Origin of the sequence: Streptomyces sp. NBC_00440 (assembly GCF_036014215.1) — a bacterium.
Classification (GTDB): Bacteria; Actinomycetota; Actinomycetes; order Streptomycetales; family Streptomycetaceae; genus Streptomyces.
Map to the genome: position 1 here is coordinate 4,262,124 of NZ_CP107921.1, position 20,075 is coordinate 4,282,198.

The following is a 20,075-nucleotide window of genomic DNA, read 5'->3' on the forward strand; positions in this document are numbered from 1 at the left end:
ACGCCGTCACACATCCGCCTCGCCCTCACGTACCCGCTCACCGTGCCGGGAAGGGACCCCCCATGCCGTCCGATCCCTCACTCGCCGCGCCGCCGGACACCGGCAGTCCGGCCCGCCGGCCCCTGCGGGTGCTGCTCTGTGTGCTGGCCGCCGCCGGGCTGGCCGTCGACGCCTATGTGCACGCGAAGCTCGCCGACCGCTACGACCCCATTTCGGCGAGCATCAGCCAGGGCACGCTGTTCCGTATCGAGGCCGGGGTGGCCGGTCTTGCGGCGCTGCTCGTGCTGGTCTGGCGCCGCGCCGTGTCCGACGCGTTCGCCTGGCTGGTCGCCGCGGGCGGTCTGGCGCTGCTGCTCGTCTACCGGTACATCAACGTCGGCAAGCTCGGACCGGTGCCGAACATGTACGAGCCGGTCTGGTTCTGGGACAAGAAGCTCGTGGTGATCGCGCAGACCGTGACCATCGTGGCGACCAGCCTGCTGCTGCTCACCGGCTCCTACCGGCGCCGCTTCACCGCACGCCGCCGGACCCGTCGCCGGGTCGAGTGACAGCGGACGGCTCGGCCGCCGGTTCTGCGGATCGCGCGGATGCTTCGGCGGGCCGCGGGGGCTGCGCGGCCGACGGTCCCGGCCGGGCCGCGGTCCGTACCCAGCGCAGTGTCACCGCGCTGAGCAGCGCCACCGCGACCAGGCAGCCGCAGTAGAGCGTGAGGCCGTTCCACGCCCCCGCGGAGTACGCGATACCGCCCACGGAACCGCCGACCGCGCTGCCGATGTAGTAGAAGAACAGATAGACCGCGGCGCCCTGCACCCCCAGCACGGTGGACCGCCCGCCGACCCAGCCGCTGGCCACCGCGTGGGCCGCGAAGAAGCCCACGGTGAAGATCACCAGGCCGGGGATGACGGCGCCGAGCTGCGGTACGAGCATCACCGCGAGCCCCACGAGCGTCACGAGCAGTGCGGGCAGCAGCACACGGGGCCGGCCGAACCGGTCGACCAGCCGGCCCGCGGCGGCCGACGAGAACGAGCCCGCGGTGTACGCGATGAAGAGCAGCCCCGCCGTCGTCTGGGACAGGTTGAACGGCGCGTCGATCAGCCGGAATCCCAGGTAGTTGTAGACGGTGACGAACGCGGCCATCGCCACGAAGCCGATCAGATACAGCCTGAGCAGGGCGCTGTCCGGCAGCGCGCGGCCGATTGCGGACGCGAGCGCGCGCGGCCGGGCCTCCCGGCGTACGAAGCGTACGGACGCGGGCACCGTCAGATGGAAGACCACGGCGGAGACCGCGGCCACCGCGCCGACCGCGCCGATCGCCCAGCGCCAGCTGCCGGTCAGATCCAGCACCCCGTCCGCGACGAGCCGGCCCGCCATTCCGCCGATCCCGTTGCCCGCCACATAGAGCCCCATGGCCTGGCCGAGCGACTCACGGTGCACCTCCTCGGACAGATACGACATCGCCGTCGCCTGGAGCCCGGCGAGCGCGAGGCCCTGGAGCACCCGGAAGACCAGCAGCGTCGGGTAGTTGGGCGCGAAGGCCGCCGCGATACCGAGCAGCGCGGCCGCGCCCAGCGACAGGCTCATCATCCCCGTCCTGCTCCACGCGTCGGAGAGGGCGGTCAGCGGCACCACGGCGACGGCCATGGCCGCGGTGGAGACCGAGATGGTCAGCGACGAGGCCGCGGGGGACAGGCTGAAGTGGGAGGACAGGGCGGGCAGCAGGGCCTGGACGCAGTACAGCGTCATGAACGTGGTCATCCCGGCGGCGAAGAGCGCTCCGGTGGCCCGGCGGAAACCGGGTGTCCCCCGCGTGTGCGCGGCAGGCGATATGAGCGGGTCAGTCACCGGACGACGGTAGGCCGGGCGCCGTTCATGCGTCCAATGCATGGATGCCCGATATATGTTCCGTATATGGAACGCAAGGTATCCGGGGACCGCATGGATCGCACGGACCGCATGGACCGGACGGAACGCATTGACCGCATGGAACGGGCCGCTGCGCAGCACCTGCCGGCTCCGCTGCTGGGGATGTGCCCCGATCTCGTACGGTTCGTGACGGTGGCCGGGCTTGAGCATCTCTCCGCCGCGGCGAGCGAGCTGGGCACCCCGCAGTCGACCGTCAGCCGCAGCGTCGCCCGGCTGGAGGCGGCCGTCGGCACCCCGCTCTTCGACCGGGAGGGCCGGGGGCTGCGGCTGACCCGGCAGGGCCGCGCCTTCCTGGCCCGGGTGCAGCGGGGCCTGGAGGAGATCGCGACGGGCTGTGAGGAACTGCGGCTGGCCACCGACATGCCGGGCACCGTCGCCCTGGGCTTCCTGCCCGCGCTCGGTTCGGCCCCGGTGCCGCTGCTGGTCAGCTGGTTCCGGGACCGGCACCCGCAGGTCCGCTTCCAGCTGGTCCAGGACAACGCGCAGGGGCTGCTCGACCGGCTGCGGGCGGGCGAGGTCGATCTCTGCCTGACCTCACCGCTGCCCGACGAACCGGGCATCACCACCCTGCCTGCCGCCGCCGAGCCGCTGAGTCTCGTCGTCCCGGCCGGCCACCGGCTGGCCGGGCGGGGCAGGGTCCGGCTGGCCGAGGCGGAGCACGAGGACTTCGTGATGGCCGCATCCGGCTACGGTCTGCGCCGCCTGGTCAACAGCCTCTGTGCCGCCGCCGGTTTCCCGCCGCGCGTCGCGTTCGAGGGCGCCGAGATCGCCACCATCCGCGGCTTCGTCGCGGCGGGCCTCGGGGTCGCGGTGCTGCCTCCGTCACCGGTCCGGGTCTCCGGCCTCGTGGACCTGCCGCTCGACGACCCGGGGGCCTCCCGCACGGTCGGCCTGACCCGGGTGACGGCCCGCAACCCCACCCCGGTCGTCAGCGACTTCATCGACCTGGTGCTGAGCCGGGCCGAGGAGTGCTTCGGCGGCCCGGCGCCGGCCTGAGCCCGTCCCGTACGGCGCCTGGGCGCGTCCCGTACGGCTTCGGAGCCCGTCCCCGTACGGCCTGGGCGCGTCCCGTACGGCTTCGGAGCCGGGGGTTGCCAGCCGGGGGTTGCCAGCCGGGGGTTACCCCCACTCGCGGCGTCGTGCCAGTCGTATGGGCACAGTGATCAGGTTCAACAACCCTTGTCCCATGACCAGTTACGCCCATCAGGGCCTCGTCCGCACACTGTCCGCGACCGCCGTGGCCGCCGCTCTCACCGCCACCGCCGTCCCCGCCGCGCACGCCGGGACGGCGTCCACCGCCAAGTCCGCTCCGGTCCCCGCACTCACCTGGCGGGCCTGCGCCCAGCCCGGTGGCCCCGCCGGCCAGGAGTGCGCCGAGCTGCCCGTACCGCTCGACTACCACCGTCCGGACGGGCCGCAGCTCACCCTCGCGGTGTCCCGGCTGCGCAGCGACCGGCCGTCCGAGCGACGCGGGACGCTCATCGTGATCCCCGGGGGGCCCGGCGGGTCCGGGGTGCAGCGGCTGACGGAGAAGGGGACGGCGCTGCGCGGCCAGTTGGGCGGCGCGTACGACCTCGTCAGCCTCGATCCGCGCGGGGTGGGCGGCAGTACGCGGGCGAGCTGCGGGCTCGACGCGGCCGACCGGCATCTGGTGACGGTCCGGTCGTGGCCCGCGGCGGACGGCGGGATCGCCGAGAACACCGCGAGAGCCCGGCGGACCGCCGAGGCGTGTGCCCGCAACGGCGGCGCTGTCCTGCGCAGCCTGACCACGGCCAACGAGGTGCGCGACATCGACCGTTTCCGGCAGGCGCTGGGCGAGGAGAAGTTGTCGGCGTGGGGGGAGTCGTACGGGACGTACGTGGGCGCCGAGTACGCGCAGAAGTACCCGCAGCACACCGACCGCTGGGTCCTGGACAGCAACGACGACCCCGACCCGTCGCGCGTCGCCCGTGGCTGGCTGGCCAACATGGCGGTCGGCGTGGAGGACCGGATGCCCGACTTCGCGGCCTGGGCCGCCGATCCCGCCAGGGATGGCGACGGGCTGCGGCTGGCCCAACAGCCCGATGAGGTAAGGCCGTTGTTCCTCGCGCTGGCCGCGAAGCTGGACCGGGAGCCGAAGGAGACGACCACCCCGGGTGTCCCGCTCACCGGCACCCTGCTGCGGCAGGCGTTGCAGACCGCGGTCGAAAGCGACGACGCGTTTCCGCAGCTGGCCCAGCTGATCAAGGCCGCGCAGGACCCGGCCGCGACGCCCGTCCTGACGCCCGGTCTCTCCCAGGCCCTGCCCGACGAGGACGCGGCGGTGGCGATCGGGGTGATCTGCAACGACGTGCGCTGGCCGGACCCGGTCTCCTCGTACGGGCCCGCGGTGGCCGCCGACCGCGCCGCGCACCCGCTCACGGCGGGGATGCCGGTGAACATCACGCCCTGCACCTTCTGGAAGGACGCACCGGCCGCGCCGCCCGCCCGGATCACCGACCGGGGTCCGTCGGACATCCTGATGATCCAGAACCGCCGGGACCCCGACACCCCGTACTCCGGCGCCCTGAAGATGCGCGCCGCGCTCGGCGGCCGGGCCCGGCTGGTGACGGTCGACAGCGGCGGGCACGGCTCCTATCTGGGCACCGGGAACGCCTGCGGGGACCGCACCGTGACGCGGTTCCTCACCACCGGGCAGCGGCCGGAGCACGACACGGAGTGCGCGGACTGAGGATCGCCGCCCTGTCGCCTGCCCCGGTCGTGCCTGGCAGCTGTGTGCGTCAGTCGTGCGCGGCCAGCAGGTGGTCGAGGCGGGCGTCCGGGAAGGCCCGCTGGAAGGAGTTGGCCTGCCACTTGTCCGGGAAGAGCGCCAGCACCTCCTTGTCGCGGACCCGGGTCAGCGCCTCGCCCTGGACCAGCCGTGCGCTGTTCAGGGCCTCGCCGCCGGCCGCGTCCGTGGACCTGGCCAGGTGGTACGGCAGGAACTCCAGCCGTACGGGAGAGGAGAACTCGCCCGCCATCCGGTGTGTCACCACGTCGAACTGCATGGGCCCCACCGCCGCGAGCACCGGCGACTGGTCCCCGCGCCGGTCCGACACCAGCACCTGGACCACGCCCTCCTCGTCGAGCTGGGCGATCCCGCGCCGGAACTGCTTGGAGCGGCTGATGTCGACCGGGCGTACGGCGGCGAAGTGCTCCGGCGCGAAGGTCGGCATCGGCGGGAACATGGCGGGCGGCCCGTCGTACAGGGTGTCGCCCACCCGGAGCGCCGCCGCGTTGCCCAGGCCGACGACGTCGCCCGGGTAGGCGGTGTCGACCATGGAGCGGTCCTGGCCGAAGATGCTGTGCGCGTACTTGGTCGCGAAGGGCTTCCCGGTCGCGGCCCGGGTGACGGTCTCCCCCCGCTCGAAGACCCCCGAGCACACCCGCAGGAACGCGATGCGGTCCCGGTGCGAGGGGTCCATGTTCGCCTGGACCTTGAAGACGAGCCCGGAGAAGGGCGCGTCGACCGGGCGGGCGCCGCCGCCCTCCGTCTCGCGGGCGTGCGGTGCCGGGGCGAGATCGACGATGGCGTCGAGGAGCAGCCGTACACCGATGTTGGAGACCGCAGCACCGAAGAAGACCGGCGTCGACGTGGCGCCCAGGAACGACTCCGCGTCGAACTCGGCGCCCTCGGCCTGGAGCAGCTGGAGCTCCTCGGTGGCCTGCTCCCAGCGGTCGCCCTCCTCGGTGGCCGCCTGCTCGGCCGTGATGAGCTCCTCCTCGGCCTGGTGGGCTCCGCCGGGCGTGCGGGTGTAGCGCAGCATCTGCTCGGGCGAGCGCGCGTCGATCAGGCCGCGCATCTCACCGGCCTCGCCGACCGGCCAGGTCACCGGGGTGGGCCGGACGCGCAGCTCGCGCTCGATCTCGTCCAGCAGCTCCAGGGCCTCCCGGCCCGGCCGGTCCCACTTGTTGACGAAGGTGATCACCGGGATACGGCGGTGCCGGCAGACGTCGAAGAGCTTGCGGGTCTGCTCTTCGAGCCCCTTGGCCGCGTCGATGAGCATCACCGCGCAGTCGACCGCCGCGAGCACCCGGTAGGTGTCCTCGGAGAAGTCCGCGTGGCCGGGGGTGTCGAGGAGGTTGAGGACATGGCCGCGGTGGTCGAACTGGAGCACCGCCGACGTCACGGAGATACCGCGCGCCTTCTCCATCTCCATCCAGTCGGACGCGACCGCGCGCCGTCCCGACTTTCCGTGCACGGCGCCCGCCTCGGTGATGGCGTGCGCGTGCAGGGCCAGGGCCTCGGTGATCGTCGACTTGCCCGCGTCGGGGTGGCTGATGACCGCGAAGGTCCGCCGCCTGGCGGCCTCGCCCGCCACCCCGCTCACACCGGCTCCGCCGGGGGAGTCCCCATTGCCCGCGGAAGTCCCGTACGTCTGCACCCTCGCCACCAGTCCCTCGTCCGTCCGAACCACCAGTGTGCGGCAAGCCGCCACCCGGCCGGGACCGGAGTCCGGTGCGGGACGGCCGGGGCCGCCCGCTGTGGGACCCTCCAGGGGCGCCTGGAAGGGCCGTGGCCCCCCTGGCCGTGGACATGAACGTCATGCGCGATATGAGCAAGGACAGCGGGATGAGCGCACGTTTCGAGGAAATCGACTGGCAGCCCACTCCCATGGGCGACATCAGTCTGCGGCGCAGGCGGGACCCGGCGTCGGGCGACGACGTGTACGAGGTGAAGCTCGGGGACGAGTTCCTGATGTCGAGCCTCTTCACCCTGGGTGAGACCGAGCTCACCCGGCTCGGCCTGGCGGACCTGCCCGGCACACCGCTGGATGTCGCCGTGGGCGGTCTCGGCCTCGGATACACGGCGCGGGCCGCGCTGGACGACCCGCGGGTGGCTTCGCTGCTGGTGGTCGACACCCTGGGCGAGGTCATCGACTGGCACCGGCGCGGTCTGGTCCCGCTGGGCGCCGGGCTGGCGTCGGACGACCGCTGCCGACTGGTCAGGGGCGACTTCTTCGCGCTGGCCGCCGGCCCGGACGGCCTGGACCCCGAGGCACCGGGCCGCCGCTTCCACGCCATCCTGCTGGACGTCGACCACTCACCGCGCCATGTCCTGCACCCCAGCCACGCGGCGCTCTACGGCCCGTCCGGGCTGCGCGCCCTCGCCGGCCTGCTGCACCCCGGCGGGGCCTTCGCCCTGTGGTCGAACGACCCGCCGGACGCGGAGTTCGGCGCCGTACTCGCTGAGGTCTTCGCGCATACGGAGGCGCACGTGGTCACCTTCGGCAACCCCCTCCAGGGGGGAACGTCGACCAACACGGTCTATGTGGGGCGCAGGGACAGCGATACGGAGGCTTAGCAACGGGGGTCCGCTCTGCCGGGGAAGCCCGGTGTGGTGTGCGTGCGGCCGTCGGTGGTGATGGTGAGCGCCTCGTATCCGTCGAGGCCCGCCAGCCAGGCGGGCGCCGCCTCGCCCATGGCGAAGGCGGCCGTCGCGTACGCGTCGGTCAGGGCCAGACCCGGTCCGGTCACGGTGACCGACGCGTAGGGGCCGGTCACCGGTGCGCCGGTGTACGGGTCGAGGATGTGGCCGCCGCGCTCGGCCGTGCCGGAGGTGGCGACGGCCAGGTCGCGGCCGGTGACCGTGGCCGCCGGCCGGCCGGGGCGCAGCGGGTCGGCGATGCCGATGCGCCACGGGGTGCCGGGAGAGGACTCGCCGCGCAGCCGGATGTCGCCGCCGCCGTTGACGCAGGTGTTGTACGCGCCCGCCTCCCACAGGGTCCGTGAGGCGGCCTCGGCAGCCCAGCCCTTGACCAGGCCGGAGGGGTCGAGCGTGCCGTCCGCGACGGTGCTGAACCAGCCTTCGCTCAACCGGAAGGCCTTCGAGCACAGTTGGAAGACCTCAAGGACGTCGGGCGGGCAGTCCGCGACCGTGGTCTCACCGCGGCCCAGCCGGCTGATGGCACTGTCCGGGCGGTAGGTGGAGAAGACCTCGTCGACCTCGTGCAGTCCGCGGACCGCCCGCGCCAGCGCCCGGTGGATCGCGGTGGTGGCCGGGTCGCGGATGTCGAAGGAGAACACCGTGCCCATGACGTGGACGATATGGCGCAGTACCGGGCGGCGGCTGCTGCCGGGCATGTTGTTGCCGGGTATGTCGCTGTCAGTCATGTCGTTGTCAGCCATGTCGTTGTCAGGCACCGGACTTGTCCAGTGCGCTCTGCAGGGACTGCATATAGCCCTGGCTGGTGTAACTGGCCCCCGATACGGCGTCGATGTGCGCGCTGTTGGCGCCCACGGCCTCCTGCGTGAGGCGGGGCAGGGCGTACGAGGCGATCTGCTGGTCCCTGCCGTTCTGGTCGGGCGCCCGGAGGATCCGTACCCCGGTCAGGCGGCCCCCGGTGACGGTGGCAGCCACCTGGACGGTGCCGTACTGCGTGTCGACCGGGTCACCGGTGTACGTACCGGTGGCGCCCGTCTTGGCCGTCCCACCCGTCTTGGCCGTCCCGCCCGTCTTGGCCGTCCCACCGGTCTTGGCCGTCCCGCCCGTCGTACCTGCCGCACTCGGCGAACTGGCCTGTGGGGCCGCGCTCTTGGAGGTGCGTGGTGCGACGCCCGCCAGGGCGGGTGACTGGTGCGGCTTGAGTGACAGCAGCGCGACGACCAGGGCGCAGGACCCGGCGCTGACCAGGAGGGTCCGGCGCATGGCAGTTCTCCTCATTGATCCTGATCCCCTCAGAAGGCGAACGATTCGTGGTGGATGCGGCGCCCCGGGACCCCCGCTTCCCGCAGCGACCGGACCGCGGTCTCCGTCATTCCGGGCGGCCCGCACAGATACACGTCGTGCTCGGCCAGACCGGGGACCAGCCGGGCCAGCGCCTCCGCGGTGAGCGGGACGGAAAGGTGGGCGGGCTCGTCGACGACGTAGTGGACGACGGCGTGCCGGTGCGCGGCTATCGCGTCGAGCTCGGAGCGCAGGGCCAGATCCTCGGCCCGCCGGGCGAGATAGACGAGGGTCACCCGGCCCGGCAGCGTCTCGAACAGGGTCCGCAGCGGGGTGATGCCCACGCCCGCCCCCAGGAGCAGCACCTTCGCGCTGGTGCGGCGGTCCGCGGTGAAAGCGCCGTACGGGCCCTCCGCCCAGACCCGGGTGCCGGGTGCCAGCCGCGCGAGGGCGGCGCTGTGTCCGCCCGCGGCCTTCACGGTGATGCGCAGCGAGCCGGAGTGGGCGGGTGCGGAGAGGGAGTACGGGTTGGCCGTCCACCACAGGCCCGGCGTGAGGAACCGCCAGCGGAGGAACTGGCCTGGCTGAGCGGCGAGTTCGTCCAGCCGGGCACCGGTCAGGTAGACGGAGACGACGCCCGGCGCCTCGGGCCGCACGGCGGTGACGCGCAGCCGGTGCCGGAGCCCACGGCGTACGGGCACGGCGAACCGGAACCAGACGAGCAGCGCGGCGACACCGAGGTACAGGGCGTACCAGGCGATCTGTGCCGGGCGGTTGGCGACGAAGTCGGCGCCGTTGGAGAGCTGGTGGCCGAAGGTGAGGAAGACGGCCAGATAGGTGGCGAAGTGGAGGTAGTGCCAGGTCTCGTAGCTCATCCTGCGCCGGGCGGCGCGGGCGGAGAGGATGCCGGTCACCACGAAGAGCAGGAATCCGGCGGTGCCCTTGAGGAGATCGGGGTAGTGCAGGACCAGGGTGGACGTCTGGCTCACGACGTCCGTGTGGGAGGCCAGCGAGTAACCCCAGATGATCATCAGGGTGTGGGTGAGTGCGAGCGACACCGTGAACCGCCCGCCCGTGGCGTGCCAGCGGGCCAGCCTGTCCGTGCCGATGCTGCGGTCCAGGGCGGGTATCCGGGCCATCAGGGCCAGCAGGACAGCCAGGGCGTACCCGGCGAGCAGGCCGGTGATCCGGCCCGCGTTGGTCAGCCACCCCGACAGCCCGACGACGGCGTTCGTGTCGCTCCACCACATGGCGAGCACGCCGGCGGCTCCGGCCCAGATCAGCAGGGGCGCCAGGACGGGGAGGACGCTGCGCCGTGCGCGCCGGTGGCGCAGACCGTGGCGCACGCCGCCGTCGGCGGTGGCGGTGCCGGTGCCGGTATGGGTGTCGTCGAAGGTGGTGGCCATGTCCCTCCTCGGTCGGTTCGCTCCGGTCGCCGGACGCGTAGGCCGGTCGGACGGGCCAGACTGGCAGCGGATTCTCTGCGTACCTTCTGAAGCGGCCCCCGAGGCGGGCGGCGGAGCCGGAATCCCTGGGGACACGGAGCCGGATTCATAGGGAACACAGAGGGAACCCGCCCCGCGCGCGGCCCGGCTGCGGGGCATCCTGGGAGGACCATGAACAGCGACGACGTCCCGCGGACCGGCCCGGCCACCCCCGCCGGGTCCGCACCGCACGGCCCCGACCAGCCGGTACTGCGGCGCCCGGACGGAGCGGCGGTCCGCGTCCTGGTCGTGGACGACGAGCCGGACCTGACCGACGTGCTGACCGGGGCCCTGGGCTCGGAGGGGTGGGACGTGCGCAGCGCCGCCGACGGCGCGTCCGCGCTCGCCGCGGCCGATGACTTCCGCCCCGACGCGGTGGTCCTCGACTGGATGCTCCCCGACATGGACGGACTGCACGTCCTGCATGAGCTGCGCGCCCGTCTCACCGGGGTCTGTGTGCTCTTCCTGACCGCACGCGACGCGGTCGAGGACCGGATCGCGGGCCTCACGGCGGGCGGCGACGACTACGTCACCAAACCGTTCAGCCTGGAAGAGGTGCTGGCCAGGCTGCGCGGGCTGCTGCGCCGCGCGGGAATGGCCGCGGAGCCCGAGGGGAACTGGCTGACGGTCGGAGACCTCAGGATGGACGAGGACGCCAGGGAGGTCAGGCGCGGCCACGACAGCATCGACCTCTCACGCACCGAGTTCGAGCTGCTGCGGTTCCTGCTGCGCAATCCGCGCAGGGTGCTGTCCAAGGAGCAGATCCTCGACCGCGTCTGGGCGTACGACTTCGGCGGCCGTGCGCACATCGTCGAGCTGTACATCAGCTATCTGCGCAAGAAGATCGACGCGGGCCGGGCCCCGATGATCCACACGGTGCGGGGAGTCGGCTACGTACTCAAGCCGGACCAGTCGTGAGACGGCTGCCCCCGCACACCCTGCGCGGCCAGCTCACCGCCGGGCTCGTCGTCCTGCTCGCGGTGGCCTGCGCGGCCGTCGGCATCACCACCGCCCTCGCACTGCAGGGTTTCCTCGTGGGCCGGCTCGACCAGCAGCTCACCGCGTCCGGGGGCCGGTTCGCGGCCAGCCTCGAACACGAGAAGCACCCCGACGCGGACAACCGCCCCGACACCCGGGGCCAGGCCGAGGGCACGTTCGGCGCGCGGCTGCTGAAGGGGACGGCCACCAGCGCGGCCGTGGTGCACGACGAGGCCGACCGCCCGGTCCCGCTGACCGCCGCCGACCGCCGTACGCTCGCGGCCCTGCCCGCCGACGGCACCGGCCACAGCATCCGTCTGCACACCCTCCACCGCTACCGGGCCGCCGCCACCCGCGGCGACGACGGGGACGTCCTGGTCACCGGGCTGCCGCTGCACCCCGTCGAGGAGACGGTCCACCGGCTCGAAGCCGTGGAGGCCGCCGTGTTCGTGGCCGCCCTGCTGGCGACGGGCGTGGCGGGCGCCCTGTGGGTGCGGGTCTCGCTGCGCCCCCTGCGCCGGGTGACCACCCGCGCCGCCGCGGTCGCCCGGCTGCCGCTCGCCAGCGGCGAGGTGGCCATGCCCGAGCCGCTGGCCGTCACCGATCCGCGTACCGAGGTCGGCCAGGTCAAGACCGCGCTCAACCAGATGCTCGGGCACATCGGGAACGCGCTCGCCCAGCGCCAGGCGGGCGAGGAACGGCTGCGGCACTTCGCGGCGGACGCGAGCCACGAACTGCGCACCCCGGTCGCCAACGTACGCGGCCACTCCGAACTCGCCCTCCGGCACCGGGGCCCCGTACCCCCCGAGGTGCGGCACGCACTGGAGCGCATCCACTCCGAGTCCCACCGGATGACCCGCCTCGTCGACGACCTGCTGCTCCTCGCCCGGCTGGACGCGGGCCGCCCGCTGGAGCGCGAACAGGTCGATCTCACCCGGCTGGTACTCGACGCGACGGACGACGCACGGGCCGCGGGCCCCGGCCACCGCTGGCTGCTCGACCTGCCGGAGGAGCCCGTCACGCTCACCGGCGACACCCACCGGCTCCAGCAGGCGTTCGGCAACCTCCTGGCCAACGCGCGCACGCACACCCCGCCGGGCACCGAGGTGACCGTACGGCTCAGCACGGTGGAGGCGGGCATCGAGCTGAGCGTGCACGACACCGGCCCGGGCATTCCCGAAGAGCTCAGGCCCGAGGTGTTCGGCCGCTTCGTCCGCGCCGACCACAGCCGCTCCCGCACGACGGGAAGCACGACCGGCAGCACCGGCCTCGGCCTGGCCATCGTCCATGCGGTGGTCACCGCACACGGCGGCACGGTCGACGTCAGCAGCAGCCCCGGTGACACCACGTTCCGGGTGGTCCTGCCCACCCGGCCCGACACCACCGGAGTCACGCAGACTGGTCCCGCAGCGCATTGACGAGGGGGACCACATGAGAGAACAGCCCGCACAGCCCGGCGGGACGCCCCCGCCCGACGGGACGCAACAGCCCGACCGGCCGAAGAGGCCCTTCCTGTACGTGGTGGTCTGCGCGTCCGGCATCGCGGGCGGGGTGGGCCGACTGATCACGGCCGCGCAGGAGCGGGGTTGGGACGTCGGCGTCGTCGCCACCCCGCAGGGGCTCGGCTTCATCGACGCGGACGCGGTGGTGGCACAGACCGGCTACCCGATCAGGTCCGCCTGGCGCGCTCCCGGCGACCCGCGCCCGCTGCCGCCGGCGGACGCCGTCGCGGTGGCGCCCGCCACGTTCAACACGATCAACAAATGGGCGGCCGGTATCTCGGACACCCTGGCGCTCGGCATCCTCTGCGAGGCCTACGGCGCGGGCATCCCCACCGTCGTACTGCCCTGCCTGAACGCGGCCCAGGCCGCCCACCCCGCGTACCGCCGGAGCGTCGACGCACTGCGTGACATGGGCGTCCTGTTCAGTGCGTACGATCCGGGTCCGCCCGGGGCCACGAAAGCCACCTCCGGGTTCCGCTGGACCGAGGCCCTGGAGCTGCTCGGCGGTCCCTGAAGCGCTGCCGCCGGAGCGCGCCATGCGGTGGCGGGTCAGGTGCGGCCGTAACGGACGGTGTGGTCGGCGAACTCCAGGGCCATGTCCGCAGTGACGGTGGGCCGGGTGCGGCTGATGGTGCGGAGGTAGTCGTCGGTGGTGGGCCGGGCCCTCTCTCCGGTGTCGAGGGTGCGCTCGAAGACGGCCTGGGCGACCGTACGGGCGGCCTGCTTGATGTCGGCCGGAGTGAATCCGTCGCTGGCGTCGGCCAGCACGGACATGTCGGTCTCGCCCCCGGCCTTGGCGGTGTACCCGGCCCACAGCGCCTTGCGGGCCTCATGGTCGGGCGGTCCGACGGGCAGGACGTAATCGAACCGCCCATGGCGCAGGAACGCCGGATCGAGAGCGGCGACGGCGTTGGTGGCGCAGATGAGCAGCCTGCCCTCGCGCCGGCGGAAGCGCACGATCGCCTTGAGGAGTTCGTTGACGACGCCGATCGCTGCGGGGTCGGCGCGATTGCGCGCACTGGCGACCTCCTCCACCTCGTCGATGAAGACCAGCGCATGGTCGAGCCGGCCGATCTCGTCGAAGCGGCGGCCCAGCCCGTTCGCCAGCCCGTCCTCCAGCGCGAGCCGGGAGGGAAAGAGCTCCACGAACGGCCAGCCGAGCCGGCCCGCCACGGCCTTGGCGAAGGTGCTCTTTCCGGTGCCCGGCGGCCCGAACAGCACAACGGCCTGCGGGGGTTCGACGCCGTGCTGCTCGGCCACGTCGGGGTTGGCCAGCGGGAGCACCAGCCGGCGCTCGATGAGCCGTTTCTCGTCCACCATGCCCGTGAGCTGTTCCCACAGCCCGGTCGCGGGAGTCGTCGCGCCGAGCGAGGACAGGGCAGCGGAGCCCTGCGCCGTCGCCGAGCGCACCTTCTCGAAGTACGTCAGCCCGCGGTGCGGGCGGAACCCCGAGTTGCCGAGCGCCGTGGCACCGGTCTCCTCATCGGGCAGCACCGCTGCGATGATCCTGGATCCGGCAGCCTGCAACCGCTGCTCCAGGGCGGTGAGCAGCGCGGTGCCGAGCCCCAGATTGCGCCAGCCCGGATGCAGTGCGATGCGCAGCACCCACGCCCGGTCCCCGTCCACGCGGCCCACGGCGGCCCCCACGAGATGCCCGTCGGCCACCGCGACGACGCTGGGATTCTGCGCCTGCAGCGCGGCGACGGTCTCCGACAGACGGAAGACGGGCTGCTGATCGCTGGTCGTGCTGTCCCCGTCGAGGCGCACCACGGCTTCCAGATCGTCCGGAGTGAAGTCCCGTACGTGCCAGCCGCCCATGATCAAGCCCTCGGAGGTCGCGTTTGCTTTCCCGCGTGCTTCCATCATCGTCCGCGCGCCGCCCGATCGCCCGTTCTGGGCGGTTCCGGGCTGTTCCGGAACCGGGCGCACCCGGCCTCAGCGCCGGGACATGTACAGGTCGAGGGCCTTGTGCAGGAAGCGGTTGAGGGGGAAGTCCCACTCGCCCAGGTACTCGGCAGCGTGACCGCCGGTGCCGACCTTGAAGCGGAGCAGGCCGAGCAGGTGGTTGCTCTCCTCCAGGGTGTCGGTGATGCCCCGCAGGTCGTAGACGCCGGCACCGAGTGCGTGTGCGTCGGACATCATGCGCCACTGGATGGCGTTGTTCGGCTGGACTTCGCGCTTTCTGCCGGTGGACGCGCCGTAGGAGTACCAGACGTGCTCGCCGACCGTCAGCATCGTGGCGGCCGCGAGGACTTCACCCTCGTGGTGGGCCAGGTAGAGCCGCATCCGGTCGGGGTCCTCGGCGGTCAGTACGGTCCACATCCGCTGGAAGTACGCGAGCGGACGGGGGATGAACCGGTCCCGGGCGGCCGTCTCGACGTAGAGGTCGTAGAAGGCGGACAGGTCTGCGTACTCACCCCGTACGACCGTGACTCCGGCCTTCTCGGCCTTCTTGATGTTGCGCCGCCACTGCTGGTTGAGGCCCTTGTGCACCTCGTCCAGCGAGCGCCCCGCGAAAGGCACCTGGAACACGTAGCGCGGCTGGCCCGCCGCGAAACCGTCCTCGCCGCCCGGCTCGGTCTGCTGCCACCCCATCCCGCGCAGCCGGTCGGCGACGTCGAGGGCCCGGGGATCGTGCCAGGTCGGGGCGGCGTCCCGCAGCCGCCCGGCCGCCGGATCGGCGATGGCGGCCTTGACCGCATCGGTGTCCCAGAGCCGGGCGACCACGGGCGGCCCCATCTTCACCGAGAACGCCCCCTGCCGCTTCAGATGCGACAGCATCGGCTTCAGCCACCGCTCCAGATCGGCCGCGTGCCAGTCGATGACCGGGCCCTCGGGCAGATAGGCGAGGTAGCGCCTGAGTCTGGGCAGCGGTCTGAACAGCACCAGCCCCACTCCGACGAGCCGGCTGTCCGCCCGCTCGTCCGTCCCGTCGTCCGCCCGCTCGTCCGTCCAGCCGTCCGTCTCGAACCAACCCAGGCTCTCCGCCCGCCAGTCCGGCTTCACGTCCCCCCACGACGGCACCTGCATATGGCTCGCAGAAGGCCGGGCCCTGATGAAAGCCAGGTGTTCTTCGCGGGTGATGCTCTTCAGCCGAAGGCTCATGCGCAACGCTCCTCTGCCCGGGACGCCTCTCCCGAGGCGTACGGCCCGTCTGTCTCTCCGTACGCACCATGTCAAGGCCACGGACCCTGTGTCAGCGGGCGCCACGCCGCAGGGCCGGGCCCGGATCAGCGTCCGGCCCCCGTACCCGTTCCCCCGTACCGCCCTCCCGTGCGGCGAAGCGCCGGAAGAGCGGGTGGAGCAGTACGGCGGTGAGTGTGCCCGCCACCACGCCGCTGCCCAGGATCGTCCGGGCCCAGCCGGGGAAGCCCTGGTAGATGTCCGGTGCGACCACCGGCAGCAGGCCAGCGGTGAGGGACAGGGCGATCACCGTGGAGTCGGCCGTCGCGCCGGGGGCCGTGCGTCCCAGCATGGCGATGCCCATCGCCGCGATGATCCCGTAGATCACCAGCGATGATCCCCCGACGACCGGCGCCGGTATCCCGGCCGGCAGCCGCGACAGAGGCGCGAACAGGCCGACCACGACGAGCAGGGCACCCGCCCCCGCCGTGACGAAGCGGCTGCGGACTCCGGTCAGCCGGACGATTCCGATGTTCTCCGAGCTGGTCACCAGCAGCGACGTACCGAACAGCCCGCCGAGGAGCGAGACCAGCGCATCGGTCGATGCGACGCGCGGTACATCGCGTCCTGGGTCGGAGACCCGGCCCACCGTCTCGCTGTTCAGGACGGTCTGGCCGGTGATCTCCGCGAGGGTCGTGAGGCTGAAGACGAGCAGCGGCAGCGCGGCCACCACGTCGAAGTGCGGTGCTCCGTACGGAAGGAGGCGCGGGAGGGACAGACCGCCGCCGCCTCCGCCGGGGGGTGCGAAGTGGCCCAGGCCGGTCGTGACGGCGATGACGGTGCCGGCCCCCATCCCGAGCAGCACCGCGGTCTGCCGCCAGACCCCGCGGAGCAGCAGCAGGAGCAGCAGTGTGCAGCCGATCGTCGCGGCGGCCAGTACGACCGCCGACGGTGCGGCGTACCCGGCGGTCCCGGGCAGGCCGGTGATCAGCTGGGCGCCGACCCTGATCATGCCGATGCCGATCAGTAGCACGGTGACGCCCATGACCAGCGGCGGGAAGAGGCGCACGATCCTGGCGTAGAACGGCAGCACGGCACCCAGCAGCGCAGCCGCGAGGAGGACCGCCCCGGTCGCGGTGGCCGGGCCGTGGTCCTTGGCGGTCTGGAGGAACAGCGCCGTCGCCGCCCCGCCGGGCAGCATCACGAACGGCAGCCGCGCCCCGGCCTTCCACACCCCGAGCGACTGCAGAAGGGTCCCCGCGCCGCACAGCACGAGAGTGGCGCTGAGCAGGGACGCGGTGCGCCCGGGGCCGAGGCCGAGGGCCTGGCCGGTCAGGAACACCGTCGACACGGGCGAGGCCACCATGGCCAGGACGTGCTGCGCGGACAGCGGGGCCAGCCGGCGCAGCGGCAGCCGTTCGTCGACGGCGTCGAGGCGGCCGGGCGGGAGACCGGCGGTCGTCACGGGGTGGCCCCCGCGTCCAGCCAGGGCAGCTCGTCGGCGGAGTAACGGTACGCGCGGAAGACGGCGTTGGGCTCGGACGGGAACAGGCCGCGCACCTCGGACTCCCGGTATCCGCCGAAGTACGGGACGACGTACTCCCAGCACAGGTATCCGTCGGGCGTCACCTCGAAGAGCCGGCCCGAAGGGGAGTCCGTGACCAGGGTGTTGCCGCCCGCGAGGCGCTGCGCACTGCCCATGAACGGCGCGAAGAACGACTCCCGGGCCGGGTCGTGGTACTCCCACACGATCTTTCCCGACGACCGCTCGATCTCGATGACACGGGAGTACGGCACGTCCGATCCGGGCCGGAAGACTCCGTTGTCGAACACCAGCAGACCGCCGCCGGCCAGCTCGGTGGGCGCGTGCTGCTGCGAGACGGTGCCGGGGGCGGTCCGCCACAGGATCTCGCCGGTCTCGCGGCTGATGACGACGACGGCCGAGACGCTGCGCAGACTGGCCAGGATGGTGCCGTCGGCGAGCGGGGCGACGCTGTTGATCAGGGGCCAGTGCTCGCGCGCGTAGTCGGGGTGCAGCGGGTACTCCTCGCGGTCGAGGTGCTCGGAGGCCCGCCACGACCAGCGTACGGAGCCGTCCGCGCCGACTTCCCGGATCGTGTCCGCCCAGACCGTGCCGTCGGCCGCCTCCGAACCGGGCACTCCGCCCCGTACGGCGTCCGCGTCCGCGCCCCGCAGGGGTTCGAGCGCGGTGTAGAGGATGCGGCCGTCGCCGATGTGGTGGGCGTCGTGGTGCTGGAGCGGGTCCCGGTACTCGCGCAGCACGGTGCCGTCCGGGGCGGCTTCGAGCATCACGCCGCCCCGGTACTTGTGCCACATGGGGAAGAGCGCCGGCTCGCCGGGGAGCACGCCGTTGTAGGCGAGGTTCCCGTTGGCCAGGACGCGCGCGTGCCGGCCGGGCCGGTAGGGCAGCTTCCACTCGTGGACGACCGTGCCGTGCAGGTCGATCAGGTACACCTCGCCGGTGCCGGTGAGCGGGGCGAAGAGGGTGTAGCCGCCCGCGGAGGCGTCGGGGTCGAGAGCGATCAGGCCGGTGCCGCGGCGGCGGCGGGTGTTCTGGTCGACCGGTGACGTACGCGTACGAGCCGTTGACATAGGACCCCTCCATGAAACTTTCTTTGATGTGGTCAATCTCCTTAGAAGCTAGAGCCGGAGTGTTGCGGCGCTGTGAAGGGCGTACGAAGTCATCGGCAGGCTGCGAGATGATGAGAAGCGGCACAGCGGACCGGAGACGAGGGAGCACGACGTGACAGCCGAATCGCCCGCCCTCCGGATCGGACCGGGCATCCGCAGGCGGCGCAGGGCTCTGGACCTCACGCTCGCCGAGGTCGCCGCTCTCAGCGGTCTGTCGTCGCCTTTCCTCAGCCAGATCGAGAACAACCGGGCCCGCCCCAGCATGCGTTCGCTGCAACTCATCGCGGACGCGCTGGAGACGACTGCCGTACAGCTCCTGTCGGCCGCCGACTCCCCGCGCCGGGTGGACGTCGTACGGGCCGACGCAGACCCCGGCCTCGACGCGACGGCGCGCGTCCGCCCGCTGGTGCGCGGCCACCAGCAGATGCACGCACTGGAGTTCACCGGTGACCACGACGAGAGCCGCGAATTCGAGCACCGCAACGACGAGTTGATGTACGTCGCCGACGGCACGGCCGAAGTCGAGGCCGAAGGCCGTACGTACCAACTGGGCCGGGGCGACACGCTCTTCCTCACCGGCGGAGTGCGGCACCGCTGGCGGGCACGGGAGGAGGGCACGCGGGTGCTGCTCGTGGCCGTGGCCGACCACGTCGGGACCGGGCCTACGCCTCCCGGCCCACGGACGTGATGGACATGTCCGCGTAGCGGTCGCCCGCCACCTGGCCGGCGATCGGCTCAAGGCGCGCCAACTCGTCGTCCGTCAGCGTGATCCGGGTGGCCGCGGCGTTCTCCAGGAGGCGGCTGCGCTTGCGGGTCCCGGGGATCGGCACGACGGTCAGGCCGTGCGCCCGGGCCCGCTGCTGCACCCAGGCCAGCGCGATCTGCGCCGTGGTGGCGCCGCGGGCGGCCGCGATCTCGTGCAGCGGTGCCAGGAGAGCGGCGTTCGCCTTGGCGTTGTCGCCCGTGAAACGCGGCAGCAGCTGCCGGAAGTCGCTGCCGGAGAGGTCCTTGTCCGAACCGGTGATGGCACCGGTCAGCAGCCCCCTGCCGAGCGGCGAGTACGGCACGAAGGCCACCCCCAGCTCGGCGGCCGCGCCCACCGCGCTGCGCTCGACGTCCCGGCTGAAGACCGACCACTCCGACTGGAGGGCGGCGATCGGGTGCACGGCGTGCGCCTCGCGCAGCTCGGCGCCGGTGACCTCGCTCAGGCCGAGGTGCCTGACCTTGCCCTCCTGTACCAGTTCGGCCATGGCGCCGACGGAATCGGCGAACGGGACGGCGGGGTCGCGGCGGTGCATGTAGTAGAGGTCGATGACATCGACGTCCAGGCGGCGCAGGCTCGCCTCGACGGCCTTCCTGATGTACACCGGATCGTTCCGGATGGCCCGGTAGGCCGGGTCGTCGGCGCGGTACTCGAAGGCGAACTTGGTGGCCAGGGTGATCTCGTCACGGTGCGCGGCGACGAACGGCGCGAGGAACTCCTCGTTGGTGCCGGTGCCGTACATGTCGGCGGTGTCGATGAGGGTGACGCCCGCCTCGACGGTGGCCTCCAGGGCGTCGCGGGCCGCCGCGGCGTCCGTCTCCCCGTAGACGGCGCTGATGCCCATGGCGCCGAAACCCTGGACGCCGACGAGGGGGCCGCCGGTGCCCAGCTCGACCTTGCGTATCTCGCGGACCGGTTCGGTGGCGGTGGCGGTGGTGTTTGTCCCGATGGCGTTGCTCATGATG

The 20,075-nt window shown here is 72.6% G+C and carries 18 protein-coding genes; 8 read left to right on the plus strand and 10 right to left on the minus strand.

Annotated elements, in window-relative coordinates; translation table 11 throughout:
- The first annotated feature begins 62 nt into the window (after positions 1–62).
- A complete protein-coding gene (locus OHB13_RS19290; protein ID WP_328377928.1) occupies positions 63–548 on the plus strand; it encodes a hypothetical protein in 486 nt (161 codons plus the stop codon).
- On the opposite strand, the gene OHB13_RS19295 is transcribed toward OHB13_RS19290, so the two are convergent.
- Positions 511–1,842, minus strand: coding sequence for an MFS transporter (locus tag OHB13_RS19295; protein ID WP_328377929.1), 1,332 nt, complete (start codon positions 1,840–1,842; stop codon positions 511–513). The two genes, OHB13_RS19290 and OHB13_RS19295, sit on opposite strands and share 38 nt — an antisense overlap.
- Before the next feature lie 66 nt (positions 1,843–1,908).
- On the opposite strand from OHB13_RS19295, the gene OHB13_RS19300 reads away from it, so the two are divergent.
- Both OHB13_RS19300 and OHB13_RS19305 read left to right on the plus strand, forming a co-directional pair.
- Positions 1,909–2,919: a LysR family transcriptional regulator gene (locus OHB13_RS19300; RefSeq protein WP_328377930.1), complete on the plus strand. Its 1,011-nt coding sequence runs from the start codon at positions 1,909–1,911 to the stop codon at positions 2,917–2,919.
- A gap of 190 nt (positions 2,920–3,109) precedes the next feature.
- Positions 3,110–4,633, plus strand: a complete 1,524-nt coding sequence (locus OHB13_RS19305) for an alpha/beta hydrolase (RefSeq protein ID WP_328377931.1) — start codon at positions 3,110–3,112, stop codon at positions 4,631–4,633.
- Positions 4,634–4,682: 49 nt separating this feature from the next.
- On the opposite strand, the gene OHB13_RS19310 is transcribed toward OHB13_RS19305, so the two are convergent.
- Positions 4,683–6,272 carry a peptide chain release factor 3 gene (locus OHB13_RS19310; protein ID WP_266855105.1) on the minus strand — a complete coding sequence of 530 codons (1,590 nt, stop codon included), beginning with the start codon at positions 6,270–6,272 and terminating at the stop codon, positions 4,683–4,685.
- Positions 6,273–6,514: 242 nt separating this feature from the next.
- On the opposite strand from OHB13_RS19310, the gene OHB13_RS19315 reads away from it, so the two are divergent.
- The gene (locus tag OHB13_RS19315; protein WP_266860858.1) at positions 6,515–7,246 is read left to right on the plus strand and encodes a spermidine synthase; all 732 of its coding nucleotides are present in this window, start codon (positions 6,515–6,517) and stop codon (positions 7,244–7,246) included.
- On the opposite strand, the gene OHB13_RS19320 is transcribed toward OHB13_RS19315, so the two are convergent.
- The 3 genes from OHB13_RS19320 to OHB13_RS19330 all read right to left on the minus strand — a co-directional run bounded on the left by OHB13_RS19320 (position 7,243) and on the right by OHB13_RS19330 (position 10,014).
- Positions 7,243–7,977: an FAD:protein FMN transferase gene (locus OHB13_RS19320; RefSeq protein ID WP_328380336.1), complete on the minus strand. Its 735-nt coding sequence runs from the start codon at positions 7,975–7,977 to the stop codon at positions 7,243–7,245. The genes OHB13_RS19315 and OHB13_RS19320 overlap by 4 nt on opposite strands.
- Before the next feature lie 100 nt (positions 7,978–8,077).
- The gene (locus OHB13_RS19325; RefSeq protein WP_328377932.1) at positions 8,078–8,590 is read right to left on the minus strand and encodes an FMN-binding protein; all 513 of its coding nucleotides are present in this window, start codon (positions 8,588–8,590) and stop codon (positions 8,078–8,080) included.
- A gap of 29 nt (positions 8,591–8,619) precedes the next feature.
- Positions 8,620–10,014 carry a ferredoxin reductase family protein gene (locus tag OHB13_RS19330; RefSeq protein ID WP_266855103.1) on the minus strand — a complete coding sequence of 465 codons (1,395 nt, stop codon included), beginning with the start codon at positions 10,012–10,014 and terminating at the stop codon, positions 8,620–8,622.
- A 210-nt stretch (positions 10,015–10,224) separates the two neighbouring features.
- On the opposite strand from OHB13_RS19330, the gene OHB13_RS19335 reads away from it, so the two are divergent.
- Genes OHB13_RS19335 through OHB13_RS19345 form a run of 3 tightly spaced genes read left to right on the plus strand, consistent with a single transcriptional unit; the run spans position 10,225 to position 13,086 of the window.
- Complete coding sequence (locus OHB13_RS19335) at positions 10,225–11,010, plus strand: response regulator transcription factor (RefSeq protein WP_323183761.1); 786 nt, start codon at positions 10,225–10,227, stop codon at positions 11,008–11,010.
- Positions 11,007–12,488, plus strand: a complete 1,482-nt coding sequence (locus tag OHB13_RS19340) for a sensor histidine kinase (RefSeq protein ID WP_266855102.1) — start codon at positions 11,007–11,009, stop codon at positions 12,486–12,488. Before OHB13_RS19335 ends, OHB13_RS19340 begins: the two co-directional genes overlap by 4 nt.
- A 13-nt stretch (positions 12,489–12,501) precedes the next feature.
- Complete coding sequence (locus tag OHB13_RS19345) at positions 12,502–13,086, plus strand: flavoprotein (RefSeq protein WP_266855101.1); 585 nt, start codon at positions 12,502–12,504, stop codon at positions 13,084–13,086.
- Positions 13,087–13,121: 35 nt separating this feature from the next.
- Here the strand turns inward: OHB13_RS19345 and OHB13_RS19350 are convergent, their stop codons facing one another.
- The 4 genes from OHB13_RS19350 to OHB13_RS19365 all read right to left on the minus strand — a co-directional run bounded on the left by OHB13_RS19350 (position 13,122) and on the right by OHB13_RS19365 (position 18,308).
- Entirely contained in the window at positions 13,122–14,390 is a 1,269-nt protein-coding gene (locus OHB13_RS19350; protein WP_266855100.1) for an ATP-binding protein, read from the minus strand.
- Positions 14,391–14,507: 117 nt separating this feature from the next.
- Positions 14,508–15,677, minus strand: coding sequence for a lipid II:glycine glycyltransferase FemX (locus OHB13_RS19355; protein ID WP_266855099.1), 1,170 nt, complete (start codon positions 15,675–15,677; stop codon positions 14,508–14,510).
- Positions 15,678–15,768: 91 nt separating this feature from the next.
- Positions 15,769–17,160, minus strand: a complete 1,392-nt coding sequence (locus OHB13_RS19360; RefSeq protein WP_266855098.1) for a uracil-xanthine permease family protein — start codon at positions 17,158–17,160, stop codon at positions 15,769–15,771.
- Positions 17,157–18,308 (minus strand): aryl-sulfate sulfotransferase, encoded by a 1,152-nt coding sequence (locus OHB13_RS19365; RefSeq protein ID WP_328377933.1) that lies wholly within the window; start codon positions 18,306–18,308, stop codon positions 17,157–17,159. The genes OHB13_RS19360 and OHB13_RS19365 overlap by 4 nt, the downstream gene beginning before the upstream one ends.
- 151 nt (positions 18,309–18,459) lie before the next feature.
- Between OHB13_RS19365 and OHB13_RS19370 the strand changes: the two genes are divergently transcribed.
- On the plus strand, positions 18,460–19,035 hold the full coding sequence (locus OHB13_RS19370) for a helix-turn-helix domain-containing protein (protein ID WP_266855096.1): 576 nt from the start codon (positions 18,460–18,462) through the stop codon (positions 19,033–19,035).
- Here OHB13_RS19370 and OHB13_RS19375 read toward each other — a convergent pair.
- Positions 19,010–20,071: an aldo/keto reductase gene (locus OHB13_RS19375; protein WP_266855095.1), complete on the minus strand. Its 1,062-nt coding sequence runs from the start codon at positions 20,069–20,071 to the stop codon at positions 19,010–19,012. The two genes, OHB13_RS19370 and OHB13_RS19375, sit on opposite strands and share 26 nt — an antisense overlap.
- Positions 20,072–20,075 lie beyond the last annotated feature (4 nt).

Coding starts and splice junctions, on each gene's coding strand:
- OHB13_RS19335 (WP_323183761.1), top strand. CDS start 10,225: ATGAACAGCGACGACGTCCCGCGGACCGGCCCGGCCACCCCCGCCGGG.
- OHB13_RS19365 (WP_328377933.1), bottom strand. CDS start 18,308: ATGTCAACGGCTCGTACGCGTACGTCACCGGTCGACCAGAACACCCGC.
- OHB13_RS19320 (WP_328380336.1), bottom strand. CDS start 7,977: ATGGGCACGGTGTTCTCCTTCGACATCCGCGACCCGGCCACCACCGCG.
- OHB13_RS19355 (WP_266855099.1), bottom strand. CDS start 15,677: ATGAGCCTTCGGCTGAAGAGCATCACCCGCGAAGAACACCTGGCTTTC.
- OHB13_RS19315 (WP_266860858.1), top strand. CDS start 6,515: ATGAGCGCACGTTTCGAGGAAATCGACTGGCAGCCCACTCCCATGGGC.
- OHB13_RS19325 (WP_328377932.1), bottom strand. CDS start 8,590: ATGCGCCGGACCCTCCTGGTCAGCGCCGGGTCCTGCGCCCTGGTCGTC.
- OHB13_RS19290 (WP_328377928.1), top strand. CDS start 63: ATGCCGTCCGATCCCTCACTCGCCGCGCCGCCGGACACCGGCAGTCCG.
- OHB13_RS19345 (WP_266855101.1), top strand. CDS start 12,502: ATGAGAGAACAGCCCGCACAGCCCGGCGGGACGCCCCCGCCCGACGGG.
- OHB13_RS19330 (WP_266855103.1), bottom strand. CDS start 10,014: ATGGCCACCACCTTCGACGACACCCATACCGGCACCGGCACCGCCACC.
- OHB13_RS19350 (WP_266855100.1), bottom strand. CDS start 14,390: ATGGGCGGCTGGCACGTACGGGACTTCACTCCGGACGATCTGGAAGCC.
- OHB13_RS19300 (WP_328377930.1), top strand. CDS start 1,909: ATGGAACGCAAGGTATCCGGGGACCGCATGGATCGCACGGACCGCATG.
- OHB13_RS19375 (WP_266855095.1), bottom strand. CDS start 20,071: ATGAGCAACGCCATCGGGACAAACACCACCGCCACCGCCACCGAACCG.
- OHB13_RS19305 (WP_328377931.1), top strand. CDS start 3,110: ATGACCAGTTACGCCCATCAGGGCCTCGTCCGCACACTGTCCGCGACC.